Below are 16,849 nucleotides of genomic sequence, written 5' to 3' on the forward strand. Positions count from 1 at the left end.
CGGCGCGATGTTCGACCAGATCGTCTTCGCGGGCGGGGGCAATCGCTGCTGGTGGCAGGCCGGCTTCTGGGATGTCGCCCAACCGGCGCTCGGCTTGCGCCCGCGCGTGATCACCGGCATCTCGGCCGGCGCGGCGACCGCGTGCATGCTGTATACGCGCGACGCCGCCTGGGTGATGCGCTATTACGAAGAGGCGCTGCGCCACAACCGGAAGAACGCGTACTGGGGCAACCTGTTCGGGCGCGAGCCCGTGTTTCCGCATTACCGGATTTACCGTCAGGCGCTGCTCGACATCTACGGGGAGCCGTTCGCGCAGCTTGCCGCGGCGCCGGAGATCCGCATCGGCGTATCGCACGTGCCGCGCTGGCTCGGCGCGCACAGTGCAGTCGCCGCCGGCCTCGTCGCGTACAACATCGAGAAGTACGTGCGCAAGACGCTGCATCCGACACTCGGGCGCACGCTCGGCTTTCGGCCGGAATTCGTGCGCGCGCAGGCCTGCACGCGGGTCGACGAACTCGCCGACCTGATCCTGCAGTCGTCCTGCACGCCGCCGTTCACGCCGGTGCTGCGCCGCGGCGGCCGGCCCGTGCTCGATGGCGGGATGGTCGACAACGTACCGGTCGACGCGCTCGACCCGACGCCGGGCGACGTGCTGGTGCTCGTCACGCGGCTGTATCCGCGCCCGCAGATGTTCACGGTCGCGCATGGCGAGCAGCGGCGGCTGTACGTCCAGCCGTCGAGCAAGGTGCCGATTTCGAGTTGGGATTACACGAGCCCGTCGCAGATGCGGCATGCGTACGACCTCGGGCGGCGCGACGGCGAGCATTTCCTCACGCGCGTCGACGCGATGACGGGCGGCCGCGTGGCCGCCTGATGGCGGGAATCGGAAAAGCGGGCCGCGCCGCGTGCGCAGCCCGTGCGGTTAGCGCTTGCGGATCGGCGTCAGCGCTTCCGGGTTGGCGACGCTCGACATGTCGCCGTCGTCGAATGCGAGGATGTTCCGGAACGCTGCACTGAAATACAACTCGTAGCTTTCGCGCTCGACGTAGCCGATGTGCGGCGTGCAGATCACGTTTTCCATGCGCAGCAGGCTGTAGCCCTGCAGGATCGGCTCGCTCTCGAACACGTCGATCGCGACCATCCCCGGACGGTTGTGCGACAGCGCGTTGACCAGTGCATTTTCCTCGAGCAGTTCGGCGCGGCTCGTGTTGACGAGCAGCGACGTCGGCTTCATCCGCATCAGGTCTTCCTGCTTCACGATCCCGCGCGTGTCGTCATGCATGCGCAGGTGCAGCGACAGCACGTCGCTCTGCTCGAACAGCGCTTCGCGGCTTTCGGCGGCCGTATAGCCGTCGGCGCGCGCGGCCTCGAGCGAATGCTCGCGGCCCCAGATCAGCACGTTCATCCCGAACGCCTTGCCGTAGCCGGCGACGAGCCGGCCGATCTTGCCGTAGCCCCAGATGCCGAGCGTCTGGCCGCGCAGCACCTGGCCGAGGCCGAAGTTCGGCGGCATCGCCGACGTCTTCAGGCCCGACTGCTGCCAGGCGCCCTGCTTCAGGTTCGCGACGTACTGCGGAATGCGGCGCTGGGCGGCCATCACGAGCGCCCAGGTCAGTTCGGCGGGGGCGACCGGCGAGCCCGTGCCTTCGAGCACCGCGATGCCGCGGTCGGTACAGGCCTCGAGATCGATGTGGCTCGACACGCGGCCGGTCTGGCTGATCATGCGCAGGTTCGGCAGCTTGGCGAGCAGTTGCGACGAAATCGGAGTCCGTTCGCGAATCAGCACGAGCGCCTCGACTTCCGCCAGACGGCTGGCGAGCTGTCCCAATCCGCGCACCGTATTGTTGAAGACCTTCACGTCGTGGTCGGCAAGCATCTCGAAGCAGTTCAGCTTGCGGACGGCGTCCTGGTAGTCGTCGAGGATGGCAATTTTCATGGTGAGCGGGTGTCGCGCGTTGAAAGCGGCGGTGGCGGCGGCGCACGTCGCGCACCCGTCCCGCCCGGCCGGGGCCGACATGATGCTACGTCGGCCGCCTCCATGGTGTCTTTTTAACAGGTTGTTACGCTCCGCCGCAATTGGCGGCAGCCTGACCCGGCGCCGCTTGCGAGACGGGTGGAAGGGTGCGCTGTTGTGTCGCATCAAATACGTCCTTCCTGATTCGGCCACTTACTCGACGAGGTTCACCCAATTGTTGCTCCAATCAGAATAATTGGATCAACTATCCGCAGAAGGCGAGGATTTTTGACTATTTTTATCGTCAACCGGGGCCTTGTTGAGCAACTCTGCATCATTTCCGCTGTCGTAGGAGAATTACGCATTTGCTTCATCTTTTTGAAGTTGTAACAGCGGCAGGAGTCGTTTATGGATCATTTGCAGTCGATGCGCGTGTTCGTCAAGGTTGCAGATCTCGGCAGTTTTGCGCGGGCCGCGAGTGCAATGGATATCTCCAACGCGGTCGCGACGCGTCACGTCGCCGATCTGGAAGGCCGGCTCGGCACGCGTTTGCTGAACCGCACCACGCGCAGCCTTTCCCTGACGGAGTCGGGCCAGGTCTATCTGGAGCGTGCCCGGCAGATCCTCGATGAGCTCGAGGACGTCGAACAGATGGTCGTCGCGCGCAATCACGAGCCGGTCGGCACGCTGCGCATCGTCGCGCCGGTCGTGTTCGGCCTGCATAACCTCGCGCCCGTGTTGCAGTCGTACACGGAGAATTTCCCGAAAGTGGTGCCGGATCTCACGCTGGTCGACCGGCAGGTCGATCTCGTCGAGGAAGGCTTCGACGTCGGCATCGTCGTCACGCGCCAGATGCGCAGCGCGAGCATCGTCACGCGGCGCCTGACTACCGGCTGCATGACCGTGTGCGCGACGCCGAGCTATCTGGAGAAGCACGGCGTGCCGACCCATCCGGAGCATCTCGCCGAGCACCCGAGCCTGAGCCTGCCGACCGAATACTGGGGCGACGAGCGCGTGTTTACGGGGCCGGACGGCGAAGTGCGCGTGCGCCCGACCAACGTGATCGTCGCGAACAACACCGCGATGCTGCGCCAGTTCGCGCTGCTCGGGATGGGCGTCGCGATCCTGCCGAGCTACCTGATCGGCAGCGACATCGCGCGTGGCGCGCTCGTGCGGCTGCTGCCGGATTTCCGGCTGCCGCAGGTCGAGATCAACATCGCTTACCCGAGCCGGCGCCATCTGCCCGCGAAGGTGCGCACGTTCATCGACCACCTCGTCGAGCATTTCAGCCACTCGACCGACGCGATGATGGGCGAGCAGTGGGCCGCGCAGAGCTCTGCGCTGGCGCCGATCGGTGTCGAGACGCGTGCCGAGCAGCCGGAAGCGGCCGACCCGAACCTGTCGCCGCGCCTGCCGCGTTCGTCGCGCACGCGCGTCGCGGTGCCGTCGCCGCTGTAACGGCGCGACGGCCGGGCGGCAGTTGCCGCCGGCACAAAGAAAAAACGCGGATCGAGCGATCGATCCGCGTTTTTTTATGGCTGCTTGCCGGAGCCGGATGCGCCGGGGGAAGCCCCGGCGGCCGGATCGTTACGAGCCGGTCTTGCGCGCCGTCGTTTTGCGAGCGGCTGTCTTGGTCGCGGTCTTGGCGGCGGTCTTGCGAGCCGGTGCCGGTTTCTCTTCGGCGCCTTCCGTCACGGTTTCGGCATCCGTCGTCGCCGATTTTGCCGTCTTCTTCGCGGCGGCGGCCTTCGGTTCCTTCTTCTCGAACTCGAAGCCGATCTTGCCGTCCGGCTGCTTCACGAGGAAGGCCTTGAAGTTGCGGCCCGTGCGCGACGACTTGAAGTTCGGCAGCAGATCCGTGCGGCCGTCGGCCAGCAGCTTGCCCATCTGCTCGCGCGTGATTTCCTGCTGCAGGATCACCTTGCCCGAGCGGAAGTCGCAGGTCTTCGGGTTGGCCACCGAGTGCTCGCACACGTAGCTCATCCCGTGCTCGAACACGCGGCCCTTGCACTTCGGGCACGCGCCGACCGGCTCCTGCGCGGAGAAATCGGGCGCCTCGCCTTCCTCACCACCCGTGTCCTGGCCGAAATCGAACTCGAGCTTGTAGTTCTTCGTCTCGTCGTCGAAGGACAGCTTGAGGATCGCCGAGAACGGGCGGCCCATCTTGCTGCGGAAGCCGGACAGCGGGCCAATCGTCTTCTCGCGCAGCAGCTCCTCGACTTCCGCGATCTCGAACTGCCGGCTGCCCGGGATCTTCGAGATCGAGAACTCGCACTTCGTGCACGCGAAGCGGCGGTAGTTTTCCTTCACCTGGCCGCCGCAGTTCGGGCACGGCGTCTCGAGCGTCGCGTAATCGCCGGGGATCGTGTCGGAATCGTATTCCTTCGCGCGCTTGACGATCTGCTGCGTCATGCGGGCGATTTCCTGCATGAACGCTTCACGCCCGAGGTTGCCGCGCTCCATCTGCGACAGCTTGTATTCCCATTCGCCGGTGAGCTCGGGCGCGGTGAGTTCCTTCACGCCGAGCCCGCGCAGCAGCGTCATCAGCTGGAATGCCTTCGCGGTCGGGATCAGTTCGCGGCCTTCGCGCACGAGGTATTTCTCGCCGAGCAGGCCTTCGATGATCGCCGCGCGCGTGGCCGGCGTGCCGAGGCCCTTCGCGGCCATCGCCTCGCGCAGCTCGTCGTCCTCGACGAGCTTGCCTGCGCCTTCCATCGCAGACAGCAGCGTCGCTTCCGAGTAGCGTGCGGGCGGCTTCGTGACGAGCGCGACGGCGGCGATTTCGTCCGTCTTCACCTTCTCGTCCTTCTGCACCGGCACCAGGTTCGCATCCGCGCCTTCGGCGTCGCGGCCGTACACCTGCAGCCAGCCCGGCTCGACGAGCACCTTGCCTTCGGTCTTGAAGTGATGGCCGGCGACTTCGGTGATCCGCGTCGTGACGCGGAATTCAGCGGCCGGGAAGAACACGGCGAGGAAGCGCTTCACGACCATGTCGTACAGCTTCTGCTCCGGCTCGGACAGCGACTTCGGCGCCTGCAGCGTCGGGATGATTGCAAAGTGGTCGCTGATCTTCGAGTTGTCGAAGATCCGCTTGTTCGGCTTCACCCAGCCCTTGTCGAGCACCTGCTTCGCATGCGGCAGGTAGTTGTGGCTCTCCTTGAGCATCTCGAGCGTGGACTGGACCGTCGACAGGTAGTCTTCCGGCAGCGCGCGCGCGTCGGTACGCGGGTAGGTCAGCACCTTGTGCTTTTCATACAGCGCCTGCGCGAGGCCGAGCGTGTTCTTCGCGGAGAAGCCGAAGCGGCTGTTCGCTTCGCGCTGCAGGCTCGTCAGGTCGAACAGCAGCGGCGACAGTTGCGTCGACGGCTTCGATTCCTCCGAGACCGTGCCGACGTGGTCGCGGCACGCGGCGACGATCGTTTCGGCAGCCGGCAGGCTCCACAGGCGGGAGTCGCGCCTTTCCGGGTCGAATTCGTCGCGCTTGAATTTCGGGTCGAACCACTTGCCTTCGTAGAAGCCGCCCGCGCATGCGAATTCGGCCTTCACTTCCCAGTAGTCGCGCGGAATGAAGCGGCGGATTTTCTCTTCGCGTTCGACGACGATCGACAACGTTGGCGTCTGAACGCGGCCAACTGTTGTCAGGAAGAAGCCGCCGCCCTTGCTGTTGAACGCGGTCATCGCGCGGGTGCCGTTGATCCCGACCAGCCAGTCGGCTTCCGAGCGGCAGCGTGCGGCGTCGGCGAGCGGCAGCATGTCCGCGTCGCTGCGCAGGTTCGCGAAGCCGTCGCGGATCGCCTGCGGGGTCATCGACTGCAGCCACAGGCGCTGGACCGGCTGCTTCGCTTTCGCGTGCTGCGCGATCAGGCGGAAAATCAGCTCGCCCTCGCGCCCCGCGTCACATGCGTTGATCAGGCGGTCGACATCCTTGCGCTTCAACAGCTTGGTGAGCACCTTGAGGCGCGACTCGCTTTTTGCGATCGGGTTCAGGTCGAAATGCGGGGGGATGACGGGCAGATGCGCGAAGCTCCATTTCCCGCGCTTGACCTCGTACTCTTCCGGGGCGGCGATTTCCAGCAGGTGGCCGACAGCGGACGAAAGGACGAAATCGTCGCTTTCGTAATACTCGTCATGCTTGGTAAAGCCGCCCAAAGCGCGTGCGATGTCGTTCGCGACAGAAGGCTTTTCCGCAATGATCAGTGCTTTGGACATGACAGGTGTGTGTTGGTAGACCGGGTTCGCCGGTTGTGGGTCCCTTTTACGACCGCTTTATAGCACACGCCGCAGCGATGGCGGCTCAGCGTGCAAAAAGCGGCTCATCATAGAGGGGGGCCGCAACGGCGGCAAGCGCCCGGCGCGGCGCGGCGCGCAAACGCGCGCAAAACCACCGGGCCGGCTCGCGAATTCAGGCTTCGACGGTCAGGACGTTGCGCAATTTCGGTGCGTGCGGCGCACCGGGTACCGCGCTCAGGTCGGACAGCATCCGCTCGACGATCGCCGCATGCGGCAGCACCGTGCCGAAGAAGCGGGCGGTGTGGGTATCTTCGATCAGGATCGTCGGGAAGTTCTCGACGTCGAGATCGTCGAGCTGGTCGGCATGCGTTTCGATGTCGATCCAGGCGAAGCAGGCGTCCGGATGCGCGTCGGCGAGCTGGTCGAAGGCTGTCCGGTAGTCGCGGCACGTGCCGCACCACTCGGCGCACAGGCAGGCGACCAGCAACGTGCCGGGATCGGCGAGGCGCTCGGCGATCCGATCCGCATCGGTGTCGAGATTCAGCGCGGGCATGGGTTTCCTTGGGTATCGTCGGCGGCTTGGCCGCCCCTATGCGGGGGAATGTAGCACGCCGTGCACGGGCGGGGTGCGCGCCGCGTCAAGCCGCGCGAAGCGTCCGCCGGGGAGGCTGGCGACGCGGCCGGCCAGTTCCAGTGCAAGCAGCGCGCGATGCAGCACGTCGTCAGGCAGGCCGCTGTGCTCGGTCAACCATTCGTACGTAACGGGGCCGTATCCCAATGCGGCCAGCACGGCCTGTTCGGACGGGCTGGCGGGCAGCGGTGGCGCCGGCGACGGTGCTTCGTCCCGGACGGGCGCGATGGCTGGAACGGCGCCGCCAGTTTCGATGACCGCGGTAGCGGCACGCCGAGTGGCGGCTTCGGTTTCGCGGAGGTCGCCGGCGTTTGCGCGCGGATGCCCGGAGCACGCGGCACCGCCCGCTACGCCAGCTTTCGGTTCGCCCAGCCCGTATTCCTCGAGCACGTCGAGCGGCGCCGCCGTCAGCTTCGCGCCATCGCGGATCAGTGCGTGGCAGCCCTGCGCGAGCGGCGCGTGGATCGAGCCCGGTAGTGCGAATACATCGCGCCCCAGTTCGTTCGCGAGCCGCGCGGTGATCAGCGAGCCGGAGCGCGGGGCGGCCTCGACGACGAGCGCGCCGATCGCGAGCGCGGCGATCAGCCGATTGCGCTGCGGGAAGTGCGCGGCGCGGGCGGGCGTGCCGAGCGGCCATTCCGACACGATCGCGCCGTGTGCGGCGATCTCGTGGGCGAGCGCGCGGTGCCGTGCCGGATAGACGAGATCGGCGCCCGTCGCGATCACCGCGACCGTACCCGACCGGCCGTCGAGCCCGCCGCGATGCGCGGCGCCGTCGATCCCGAGCGCGAGGCCCGACACGATCGGCAGCCCGGCGTCGGACAGCTCGCGTGCGAAGCGCGTCGCGTCGGCGAGCCCCTGCGGCGTTGCGTGACGGCTGCCGACCACGGCGAGCGAGCGCGCGTGCAGCAGGTCGAGCCGGCCCTTTACATATAGCAACGGCGGCGGATCGTGCAGGTCGCGCAGCCGTGGCGGGTAGGCCGGATCGTTGAGCGTGACGAGCGCATTGCCCGGTGCGTCGAGCCAGGCGAGCGCGGCGTCGGTGCGCGCGTCGAGACCGTCGCGCTCGCTCGCGCGCACGGCCAGGGCGGCGGCGGGGCTGGTGACGGCGGCGATGGCCTGGTCGGAGGCGCGCAGCAGCGCGTCCGGCGAGCCGAACGCATCGAGCAGTGCCTGCAGCACGGCGGGGGCGAGGCCGGGCGCATGCGCGAGCTGCAGCCACGCGCGCAGTGCGGAGGTGGTCAGCGCTTGCGGCGACATGAGGCGCCCCTCGAATGCGGTGGCCAGCGGACCGCGTGGCGCCATGATAAAATTTTCATCATCCGAAATACTCGACAGGGCCGCGCGCGCAGGCGCCCGGCCGATTGCAGGAGGCATGATCCGCGGCATTGATTCGCCGCGCGTCCGCCTCATCTTCATTGCATCCCGGCAGCAGCGCCAGCCGGCCGGATGGCCGATGCGGCACGCCGCTCCACCGAATACCGAACGCCATGGCTTTACTCAATATTCTTCATTACCCCGACAAGCGGCTGCACAAGGTCGCGAAGCCCGTCGACAAGGTCGACGACCGGATCCGCAGGCTCGTCGCCGACATGGCCGAGACCATGTACGCGGCACCGGGTATCGGCCTTGCGGCCACGCAGGTCGACGTGCATGAGCGCGTGATCGTGATCGACGTCTCCGAGGAGAAGAACGAGCTGCGCGCGTTCATCAACCCCGAGATCGTGTGGTCGAGCGACGAGAAGCAGATCTATGAAGAGGGCTGCCTGTCGGTGCCCGGCATCTACGACGAAGTCGAGCGTCCCGATCACGTGCGCGTGCGTGCGCTCAACGAGCAGGGCGAGGCCTTCGAGCTGGACTGCGAGGGCCTGCTGGCCGTGTGCGTCCAGCACGAGATGGATCACCTGATGGGGCGCGTGTTCGTCGAATACCTGTCGCCGCTCAAGCAGACGCGCATCAAGACGAAGATGAAGAAACTCGAACGCGCGATGTGACGCGCGTTCACCCTGCCCGACCCCGAACGCTGTCATGACCCATACGTTGCGCGTAGTTTTTGCCGGCACGCCGGAATTCGCCGCGGCTGCCCTCGCCGCGATCCACGAGGCCGGTTTTCCGGTGCCGCTCGTGCTCACCCAGCCCGATCGTCCTGCCGGGCGCGGGATGAAACTGCAGGCGAGCGCGGTGAAGCGCTACGCCGTCGAGCACGGGATGCCCGTTGCGCAGCCGCCGTCGCTGCGCCGCGCGGGCAAGTACCCGGTGGAGGCGGCCGATGCGATCGAGCTGCTGCGCACGACCCCGCATGACGTAATGGTGGTCGCCGCATACGGCCTGCTGCTGCCGCAGGAAGTGCTCGACATTCCGCGCGCCGGCTGCATCAACATTCACGCGTCGCTGCTACCGCGCTGGCGCGGCGCCGCGCCGATCCACCGTGCGATCGAGGCCGGCGACGCCGAGACGGGCGTCACGCTGATGCAGATGGATATCGGCCTCGACACCGGCGCGATGATCGAGGAGGCACGCGTTGCGATCGCGCCCGACGAGACGACCGCGACCCTGCACGACCGACTCGCTGCCGAAGGCGCGCGACTGATCGTCGACGCGCTTGTGCAGCTCGAGCGCGACGGCACGCTGCCCGCGACGCCGCAGCCGGCCGACGGCGTGACCTATGCGGAAAAGATCGGCAAGCACGAAGCGGCGCTCGACTGGCGCAAGCCTGCCGACGTGCTTGCACGCCAGGTGCGTGCGTTCGATCCGTTCCCGGGCGGCGTCGCGACGCTCGACGGCGCGGCGATCAAGCTGTGGGCGGCCGAGCCCGTGGCGGCGCGCGGCGACGCGCTGCCCGGCACGGTCGTCGAAGCCGCGCCGGAAGGTGTGATCGTCGCGTGCGGCAGCGGTGCGCTGCGCGTCACGCAGTTGCAGAAGCCGGGTGGCAAGCGGCTGCCCGCGCGCGAATTCCTGGCCGGCTCGCCGCTCGCCGCGGGCCAGCGTTTTGCGCTGACTGACGTTGCCTGAAGCGGCCTGACTGTCATTCGACACGGCCTGCCGGGCGTGCGCAATCGGCCGGAGGGACGAGTCGCGCGGTGCGGCAGGCGCGCGTAGAATTTCCCTGCGCTTTCCGGTTTTGAGGTTTTCATGTTCGGCATCACCCATTTCGGCTTCTTCGTGCTGGCAGTCTTCCTGCTGAACGTCACGCCCGGCCCCGATACGGCTTATATCGTCGGCCGCAGCGTCGCGCAGGGCCGCGGCGCGGGGCTGATGTCGGCACTCGGCATTTCGGCCGGCTGCTGCGTTCACGCGCTCGCCTGCGCATTCGGCCTGACCGCGCTGCTCGCGGCGTCGGCGGCCGCGTTCACGGTGATCAAGCTGGTCGGCGCCGCCTACCTGATCTACCTCGGCGTGCGGATGATCATCGCGAAGCAGGCGGCCGAGCCGTCGGGCACGGCCGCCACGCAAGCCGCGAAGCCGCTTCGCCAACTGTTCATGCAGGGCTTCTGGACCAACGTGCTGAACCCGAAGGTCGTGCTGTTCTTCGTGTCGTTTTTCCCGCAGTTCGTGACGGCCGACAGCCCGCACAAGGCATGGGCGTTCCTGACCCTCGGTGGCGTGTTCGTCGCCATGAGCACGGGGTGGACCAGCCTGGTCGCCTGGGTCGCGGGCAGTGTCACGGCGCGCTTTTCCGGCAAGCCGGGCGTCAAGAAATGGCTCGACCGCACGGTCGGCAGCGCTTTCGTCGGCCTTGGCCTTCGTCTTGCAGCATCGCAACGCTGAGATTGAATTTTTCCGGCAAGACCTTATCTAACAAATCGCTTACAATTTTTCGCCGCGCCCTTTGATGTGCGGCGGGTCCCCTGACGGATAAGGAGTGGGTATGTTCAATTGGGTCAAAACGGCGATGCTGATGGCCGCGATCACGGCCCTGTTCATCGTGATCGGCGGGATGATCGGCGGCTCGCGCGGCATGACGATTGCGCTGCTGTTCGCGCTCGGCATGAATTTCTTCTCTTACTGGTTCTCGGACAAGATGGTGCTGCGCATGTACAACGCGCAGGAAGTCGACGAGAACACGGCGCCGCAGTTCTACCGGATGGTGCGCGAGCTGGCCACGCGCGCGAACCTGCCGATGCCGCGCGTCTACCTGATCAACGAGGATGCGCCGAACGCGTTCGCGACGGGCCGCAACCCCGAGCATGCGGCGGTTGCCGCGACCACGGGCATCCTGCGCGTGCTGTCGGAGCGCGAGATGCGCGGCGTGATGGCGCACGAGCTCGCGCACGTGAAGCACCGCGACATCCTGATCTCGACGATCACCGCGACGATGGCGGGCGCGATCTCGGCAATCGCGAACTTCGCGATGTTCTTCGGCGGGCGCGACGAGAACGGCCGGCCGGCCAACCCGATCGCGGGTATCGCGGTCGCGCTGCTCGCGCCGATCGCAGGCGCCTTGATTCAGATGGCGATTTCGCGGGCACGCGAGTTCGAGGCCGATCGCGGCGGCGCGCAGATTTCCGGCGATCCGCAATCGCTCGCGACCGCGCTCGACAAGATCCATCGCTATGCGGCGGGCATTCCGTTCCAGGCGGCCGAGCAGCATCCGGCCACCGCACAGATGATGATCATGAACCCGCTGCACGGCGGCGGCCTGCAGAATCTGTTCTCGACGCACCCGGCCACCGAGGAGCGCATCGCGCGCCTGATGGAGATGGCGCGCACCGGCCGCTTCGATTAAGCCACGGCACACCGTGCGGCAGTTGCCGCGCGGGGCCGTCACGCCACCCCGCACGCTTCGCGCTGCGGGGTGTTTCATTTGTGTGTGCCGTAAAGGGGCCAAAGGGCCTGCTGCGTCGCACGCTACAATGCCCGGTTTGGGATCGCAGGGCCACGCGAGCGCCGCGATTCCGCTGTTTGCCGTATTTGTTTGCCGCGCTTGTTTGCCGAATTTGCTCCGATGACACGAACCCGTTCTACCGCTCCGTCTTCTTCCGGCCGCCCGGCGCGCCTGTCCGCGCTGCATCTCGCGCCCGATTCGCTCGGCTTCGCGCTCGACGCGGCTGCGCAGGCGGTCGATGCGGTGCGGCGCGGCACCGCGCTGCCGGCAGCGCTGTCGACGGTATTCGCGCAGATGCCGTCCGGTGCGCAGGCGCTCGGGCGCGGGGCGACGCAGGACGTCGCGTATCGGACGATGCGTCGCCTCGGCAGCGCGGACTGGCTGATCGGCCGGCTCATCAGCAAGGCACCGCCCGCGCACGTGCACGCGGTGCTCGCCGGTGCCTTCGCGTTGCTGCTCGACCCGCCGGACGAGGCCGCGTATCCGGCGTTCACGGTGGTCGACCAGGCCGTGACCGTGATTGGCGCACGCCGCGAATATGCGTTCGCGAAGGGCATGGTCAACGCGGTGTTGCGCCGTTTCCTGCGTGAGCGCGACGCGCTCGTCGCGGCGCTGCAGGACGATGTCGTCGCGCGCTGGAACTACCGCGCATGGTGGGTCGATTCGGTGAAGCGCGCATGGCCCGATGCATGGCAGGCGATCCTCGCGGCCGGCGAGCGCCAGGGGCCGCTGACGTTGCGCGTGAATGCGCGCCGCGCGAGCGTCGACGCGTATCTCGATACGCTGCGCGCGAACGGGATCGAAGCGACCGCGATCGGCCGGCATGCGGTGCGGCTCGCGTCGGCGCTGCCGGTCGATCGCATTCCGGGGTTTGCCGACGGCGTCGTGTCGGTGCAGGACGCCGGCGCGCAGCTCGCAGCCGAATGGCTCGGCGCGCGCGACGGCATGCGCGTGCTCGACGCATGCGCGGCGCCCGGCGGCAAGACCGGCCATATTCTCGAACTCGCCGATGCGGAAGTCGTCGCGCTGGAAAGCGACGCGGCGCGTGCGGCACGGATCGGCGAGAACCTCGTGCGGCTGTCGCTCGAAGCGGACGTGCGCGTCGGCGATGCGGGTGCACCTGACGCGTGGTACGACGGGCGTCCGTTCGACCGCATCCTGGCCGATGTGCCGTGCTCGGCGTCGGGCATCGTGCGTCGGCACCCCGACATTCGCTGGCTGCGCCGCGAGGCCGACATTCCGGCGCTGGTCGCGGAACAGCGCCGCATCCTGTCGGCGTTGTGGCCGCTCGTGAAGCCGGGCGGCGAACTGCTTTACGTGACCTGTTCGGTCTTCCCGGAAGAAGGGGAATTGCAGGCCCGCTGGTTTGAAGCGGCCTGTGAAGATGCGGTACGATTGGACGCCCCCGGCCAACTGCTGCCGGGCAGCGTGCAGGGAGGGGCGGCCGCCGGCGCACTCGACCACAACACCGATCACGACGGATTTTTCTACGCGCGGTTTCAGAAACGGTGACGATCAAACACCTTTTTCCACTTCGGCTCGCGGCCGTCCTGATGGTCGCGTTGACGCTGTGCCTGGCCGTCGTCCGGCCGGCGCATGCCGAGTCGGTCGCTGTGCAGCGCGCGTCGCTCCAGTCCGACGGAAGCGGCTGGAGCCTCGACGCCCGCTTCGATTTCGAGCTGAACCCGAACCTCGAGGATGCCGTCAACAAAGGCATTCCGCTGTATTTCACGACCGACTTCGAGTTGAGTCGTGCGCGCTGGTACTGGTTCGACGAGCAGCCGGTGGCGGTGACGCAGACGATCCGCCTGTCGTTCCAGCCGCTCACGCGCGAGTATCGCGTGTCGACGGGCGGCCTGCAGCTCGGCTTCCCGTCGCTGAAGGACGCGCTCGCGGTCGTCCGGCACATCACGTCGTGGCACGTGATCGATCGCAACCAGGTGCGCTCGGGCGAAACCTACACGGCATCGGTGCGGATGCAGCTCGATACGGCGTTGATGCCGAAGCCGTTCCAGGTCGACGCCGTGAACAACCGCGACTGGACGCTCGGGTCGGACTGGAAGCGCTTCAACTTCACGGTGACCGAACGTGCTAAATAAAGTGCGCCGCGCGGCCAGCGGGAAGAGCCTCCTCGTTCGCGTCATCGTTTCGACCGTCGCGCTTACCGCGCTGCTGCTGCTCGTGCTGCTCGCAGCCGCGAGCGCGAACACCGAATTCTTCGACCGCTATTACTCGTGGCTGTACGCGACGAACATCGTCGTCGCGCTCGTGTTCCTGCTCGTGGTGCTCGGGCTGATCGGGATGATCGTCGTGCGCCTGAGGAAGGGCAAGTTCGGCACGCGGCTGCTCGCGAAGCTCGCGGTGTTCTTCGCGCTGGTCGGCGTGGTGCCGGGCGGGATCATCTACATCGTGTCGTACCAGTTCGTGTCGCGCAGCATCGAGTCGTGGTTCGACGTGAACGTCGAGACGGCGCTGACGGCCGGCCTGAACCTCGGCCGCGGGATGCTCGATGCTTCGCTGTCCGATCTGCAGACGAAGGCGCGGCTGATGTCCGACCAGCTCGCGAGCGTCGATGCGAATACGAACGGCACGACGCTCACGCTGCTGCGTTTGCGCGACCAGTTCGGCGTGCAGGACGCGACGATCGTCGAGCCGAGCCGCGGCGGCTCGGGTGCGGCGCCCGACCTGCACATCGTTGCGCAGGCATCGGGCAATTTCGCGGCGCTGATTCCGGACGACCTGCCGACGCCGCTGATGCTGAACCAGGCGCGCGAACATGGCGCGTACGCGGCGATCGAGGGCGAAGTCGACGGCGACCCGCGCGCGCACGGCGCGAAGGGGGCGCTGCGGTTGCGCGTCGTGCGGCCGATTCCCGACGCAACGACGTCGCTGCTGCAGCCGGCGGAACGCTTCCTGCAGCTCACGCAGCCGGTGCCGCCCACCCTTGCCCACAACGCGGACGCGGTGCAGCGCGCGTATCGCGAGTATCAGGAAAAGGCGCTCGGCCGCACGGGGCTGCGCAAGATGTACATCGGCACGCTGACGCTCGCGCTGTTCCTCGCGACCTTCATCGCGATGATGCTTGCGCTCGCGCTCGGCCAGCAGCTCGCGCGGCCACTGTTCCTGCTCGCGCAGGGCACGAAGGAGGTCGCGGAAGGCGACTACACGCCGAAGCGAGAGATCAAGACGCGCGACGAGCTCGGCTTCCTCACGCAGTCATTCAACGCGATGACGCGCCAGTTGTCCGAGGCGCGGCTCGCGGTCGAGAAGAACCGCGTCGCGCTCGAGCATTCGAAGACGTATCTCGAGAGCATCCTCGCGAACCTGACGGCCGGCGTGTTCGTGCTCGACCGCCAGTTCCGGCTGACGACGGCCAATCGCGGCGCCGAGCGGATCTTCCGGCAGCCGTTCAACGCGCTGATCGGCACGACGCTCGACCGGATCGGCATGGCCGCCGGGTTCGGCGCGATGGTGCGCAAGGCGTTCGCCGATCGCGAAGCAGCGTCCGACGGCGGCAGCGGCGATCACGGCCACTGGCAGCAGCAGTTCGCGATCGAGGTGCCGGGCGAAGCCGATCCGCTGACTTTGCTCGTGCGCGGCACGCGCCTCGTGTCGACCGTCGAGGGGCAGGCCGACGATCCGCAGACGTCCGGTTACGTCGTCGTGTTCGACGACATCTCCGACGTGATTTCCGCGCAGCGTTCGGTCGCGTGGGGCGAGGTCGCGCGTCGGCTCGCGCACGAGATCAAGAATCCGCTGACGCCGATTCAGCTATCGGCGGAGCGGCTGCAGATGAAGCTGTCCGACAAGCTCGACCCGCCCGACGCCGATGTGCTCAAGCGCGGCGCGACGATGATCGTCAACCAGGTGGCCGCGATGAAGCGCATGGTCGACGATTTCCGCGAATACGCGCGCACGCCGCCGGCGGTGCTTTCGAATCTGCAGTTGAACGAACTGGCGAGCGAGGTGCTCGGGCTGTACGGTGTCGGCGAAGGCAAGAGCGCGATCGTCGCCGAACTCGCACCGTCGCTACCGGTGATACGCGGTGACGCGACGCAACTGCGCCAGGTGATTCACAACTTGCTGCAGAATGCGCAGGATTCGGTCGCGGAGTCGGCGCATCCGCGTGTGTTGATCGAAACCAAGACAGTAGAATATGGCGATCCCGACGCCGAGGGCAAAACGCGCGTCGCGGTACGTCTTACCGTGTCCGACAACGGGCCCGGTTTTCCGGCGCGCATCCTGACCCGCGCGTTCGAGCCTTACGTAACGACGAAGGCGAAGGGCACGGGGCTGGGGTTGGCCACGGTCAAGAAAATCGTCGATGAGCACGGTGCGCGGATCGATCTGCGCAATCGCATGCACGGCGAGACCGTCGAGGGTGCGCAGGTGTCGATCCTGTTCCTGCAGATGGCGAGCGATGCGCCAGGCGCCGAATCGGGCGTGCAGGACGGGGCGGCCCCCGCCAAGACAAAAGCAAGTGAGCAGACAAAGGCAGCGTAAATGGCAACCATCCTGGTGGTAGATGATGAAATGGGCATCCGGGAATTGCTCTCGGAGATCCTCAGCGATGAAGGACATGTCGTCGAGGCGGCGGAGAACGCGCAGGCCGCGCGGGAATACCGGTTGAATCAGGCGCCCGATCTCGTGCTGCTCGATATCTGGATGCCGGATACCGACGGCGTGACGTTGCTCAAGGAGTGGGCGGCGCAGGGGCTGCTGACGATGCCCGTGATCATGATGTCCGGGCACGCGACGATCGATACGGCCGTCGAGGCGACGAAGATCGGCGCGCTCGATTTCCTCGAGAAGCCCATCGCGCTGCAGAAGCTGCTGAAGTCCGTCGAGCACGGCCTCGCACGCGGTGCGGCGCCGGTGTCCGCGAACGCGGCGGCGAAGGTCGGCGCGGGGCAGGCGGCAGGGCCCGCGGCGGTTGCCTCCGCGGCCGCGCTGCCGACGCTCGGCGAAGATATGGCTTCGGCACTGGGCCTCGCGGGCCAGACGGCCGCGATCCCGTTCGACATCCCGTTGCGCGAAGCGCGCGATGCGTTCGAGCGTGCGTACTTCGAGTATCATCTCGCACGCGAAAACGGCAGCATGACGCGCGTCGCAGAGAAGACGGGCCTCGAGCGCACGCACCTGTATCGCAAGCTCAAGCAGCTCGGTGTCGAGCTCGGCAAGAAGCCGTCCGAAGGCGCCGTATAAAATA

Annotated in this window: 14 protein-coding genes; 10 read left to right on the forward strand and 4 right to left on the reverse strand. The window is 67.0% G+C overall.

Annotation, left to right across the window (positions count from 1 at the left end):
- Positions 1-7 precede the first annotated feature (7 nt).
- A complete protein-coding gene (locus tag QZM67_RS27030; protein WP_301808102.1) occupies positions 8-874 on the forward strand; it encodes a patatin-like phospholipase family protein in 867 nt (288 codons plus the stop codon).
- 48 nt (positions 875-922) lie between these two features.
- On the opposite strand, the gene QZM67_RS27035 is transcribed toward QZM67_RS27030, so the two are convergent.
- Positions 923-1,936, reverse strand: coding sequence for a D-2-hydroxyacid dehydrogenase family protein (locus QZM67_RS27035; RefSeq protein WP_043184746.1), 1,014 nt, complete (start codon positions 1,934-1,936; stop codon positions 923-925).
- A 426-nt stretch (positions 1,937-2,362) separates the two neighbouring features.
- Between QZM67_RS27035 and QZM67_RS27040 the strand changes: the two genes are divergently transcribed.
- The gene (locus QZM67_RS27040) at positions 2,363-3,412 is read left to right on the forward strand and encodes a LysR family transcriptional regulator (protein ID WP_043184745.1); all 1,050 of its coding nucleotides are present in this window, start codon (positions 2,363-2,365) and stop codon (positions 3,410-3,412) included.
- A gap of 129 nt (positions 3,413-3,541) precedes the next feature.
- Here QZM67_RS27040 and QZM67_RS27045 read toward each other — a convergent pair whose 3' ends face one another.
- The 3 genes from QZM67_RS27045 to dprA all read right to left on the reverse strand — a co-directional run bounded on the left by QZM67_RS27045 (position 3,542) and on the right by dprA (position 8,120).
- The gene (locus tag QZM67_RS27045; protein WP_301808107.1) at positions 3,542-6,163 is read right to left on the reverse strand and encodes a DNA topoisomerase III; all 2,622 of its coding nucleotides are present in this window, start codon (positions 6,161-6,163) and stop codon (positions 3,542-3,544) included.
- Positions 6,164-6,356: 193 nt separating this feature from the next.
- A complete protein-coding gene (locus tag QZM67_RS27050; RefSeq protein WP_021159864.1) occupies positions 6,357-6,737 on the reverse strand; it encodes a thioredoxin family protein in 381 nt (126 codons plus the stop codon).
- 36 nt (positions 6,738-6,773) lie between these two features.
- A complete protein-coding gene (gene dprA / locus QZM67_RS27055; protein ID WP_301808110.1) occupies positions 6,774-8,120 on the reverse strand; it encodes a DNA-processing protein DprA in 1,347 nt (448 codons plus the stop codon).
- 185 nt (positions 8,121-8,305) lie between these two features.
- Here dprA and def point away from each other — a divergent pair, with 185 nt between their 5' ends.
- From def to esaR, 8 genes are all read left to right on the forward strand, one after another.
- Positions 8,306-8,809, forward strand: a complete 504-nt coding sequence (gene def, locus QZM67_RS27060; protein ID WP_301808113.1) for a peptide deformylase — start codon at positions 8,306-8,308, stop codon at positions 8,807-8,809.
- Positions 8,810-8,843: 34 nt separating this feature from the next.
- Complete coding sequence (gene fmt / locus QZM67_RS27065; protein ID WP_301808116.1) at positions 8,844-9,827, forward strand: methionyl-tRNA formyltransferase; 984 nt, start codon at positions 8,844-8,846, stop codon at positions 9,825-9,827.
- Between the two features lie 120 nt (positions 9,828-9,947).
- Positions 9,948-10,583 (forward strand): LysE family translocator, encoded by a 636-nt coding sequence (locus QZM67_RS27070; RefSeq protein WP_175025761.1) that lies wholly within the window; start codon positions 9,948-9,950, stop codon positions 10,581-10,583.
- Between the two features lie 100 nt (positions 10,584-10,683).
- Entirely contained in the window at positions 10,684-11,541 is an 858-nt protein-coding gene (gene htpX / locus QZM67_RS27075) for a zinc metalloprotease HtpX (protein ID WP_011353570.1), read from the forward strand.
- 219 nt (positions 11,542-11,760) lie between these two features.
- Positions 11,761-13,152, forward strand: coding sequence for a 16S rRNA (cytosine(967)-C(5))-methyltransferase RsmB (gene rsmB / locus QZM67_RS27080; protein ID WP_301808118.1), 1,392 nt, complete (start codon positions 11,761-11,763; stop codon positions 13,150-13,152).
- Entirely contained in the window at positions 13,149-13,739 is a 591-nt protein-coding gene (locus QZM67_RS27085) for a DUF4390 domain-containing protein (protein WP_175025759.1), read from the forward strand. The genes rsmB and QZM67_RS27085 overlap by 4 nt, the downstream gene beginning before the upstream one ends.
- On the forward strand, positions 13,729-16,143 hold the full coding sequence (gene esaS / locus QZM67_RS27090; protein ID WP_043184738.1) for a sensor histidine kinase EsaS: 2,415 nt from the start codon (positions 13,729-13,731) through the stop codon (positions 16,141-16,143). The genes QZM67_RS27085 and esaS overlap by 11 nt, the downstream gene beginning before the upstream one ends.
- Entirely contained in the window at positions 16,144-16,845 is a 702-nt protein-coding gene (gene esaR, locus QZM67_RS27095; RefSeq protein WP_043184737.1) for a response regulator transcription factor EsaR, read from the forward strand.
- Positions 16,846-16,849 lie beyond the last annotated feature (4 nt).

This window comes from Burkholderia sp. AU45251, from assembly GCF_030482905.1.
Lineage (GTDB): Bacteria > Pseudomonadota > Gammaproteobacteria > Burkholderiales > Burkholderiaceae > Burkholderia > Burkholderia aenigmatica.

Bases quoted from the DNA above. Each gene is read 5' to 3' on its own strand.
- QZM67_RS27045 (WP_301808107.1), bottom strand. From the start codon at position 6,163: ATGTCCAAAGCACTGATCATTGCGGAAAAGCCTTCTGTCGCGAACGAC.
- QZM67_RS27050 (WP_021159864.1), bottom strand. From the start codon at position 6,737: ATGCCCGCGCTGAATCTCGACACCGATGCGGATCGGATCGCCGAGCGC.
- esaR (WP_043184737.1), top strand. From the start codon at position 16,144: ATGGCAACCATCCTGGTGGTAGATGATGAAATGGGCATCCGGGAATTG.
- QZM67_RS27030 (WP_301808102.1), top strand. From the start codon at position 8: ATGTTCGACCAGATCGTCTTCGCGGGCGGGGGCAATCGCTGCTGGTGG.
- rsmB (WP_301808118.1), top strand. From the start codon at position 11,761: ATGACACGAACCCGTTCTACCGCTCCGTCTTCTTCCGGCCGCCCGGCG.
- QZM67_RS27035 (WP_043184746.1), bottom strand. From the start codon at position 1,936: ATGAAAATTGCCATCCTCGACGACTACCAGGACGCCGTCCGCAAGCTG.
- htpX (WP_011353570.1), top strand. From the start codon at position 10,684: ATGTTCAATTGGGTCAAAACGGCGATGCTGATGGCCGCGATCACGGCC.
- dprA (WP_301808110.1), bottom strand. From the start codon at position 8,120: ATGGCGCCACGCGGTCCGCTGGCCACCGCATTCGAGGGGCGCCTCATG.
- QZM67_RS27040 (WP_043184745.1), top strand. From the start codon at position 2,363: ATGGATCATTTGCAGTCGATGCGCGTGTTCGTCAAGGTTGCAGATCTC.
- fmt (WP_301808116.1), top strand. From the start codon at position 8,844: ATGACCCATACGTTGCGCGTAGTTTTTGCCGGCACGCCGGAATTCGCC.
- def (WP_301808113.1), top strand. From the start codon at position 8,306: ATGGCTTTACTCAATATTCTTCATTACCCCGACAAGCGGCTGCACAAG.
- QZM67_RS27070 (WP_175025761.1), top strand. From the start codon at position 9,948: ATGTTCGGCATCACCCATTTCGGCTTCTTCGTGCTGGCAGTCTTCCTG.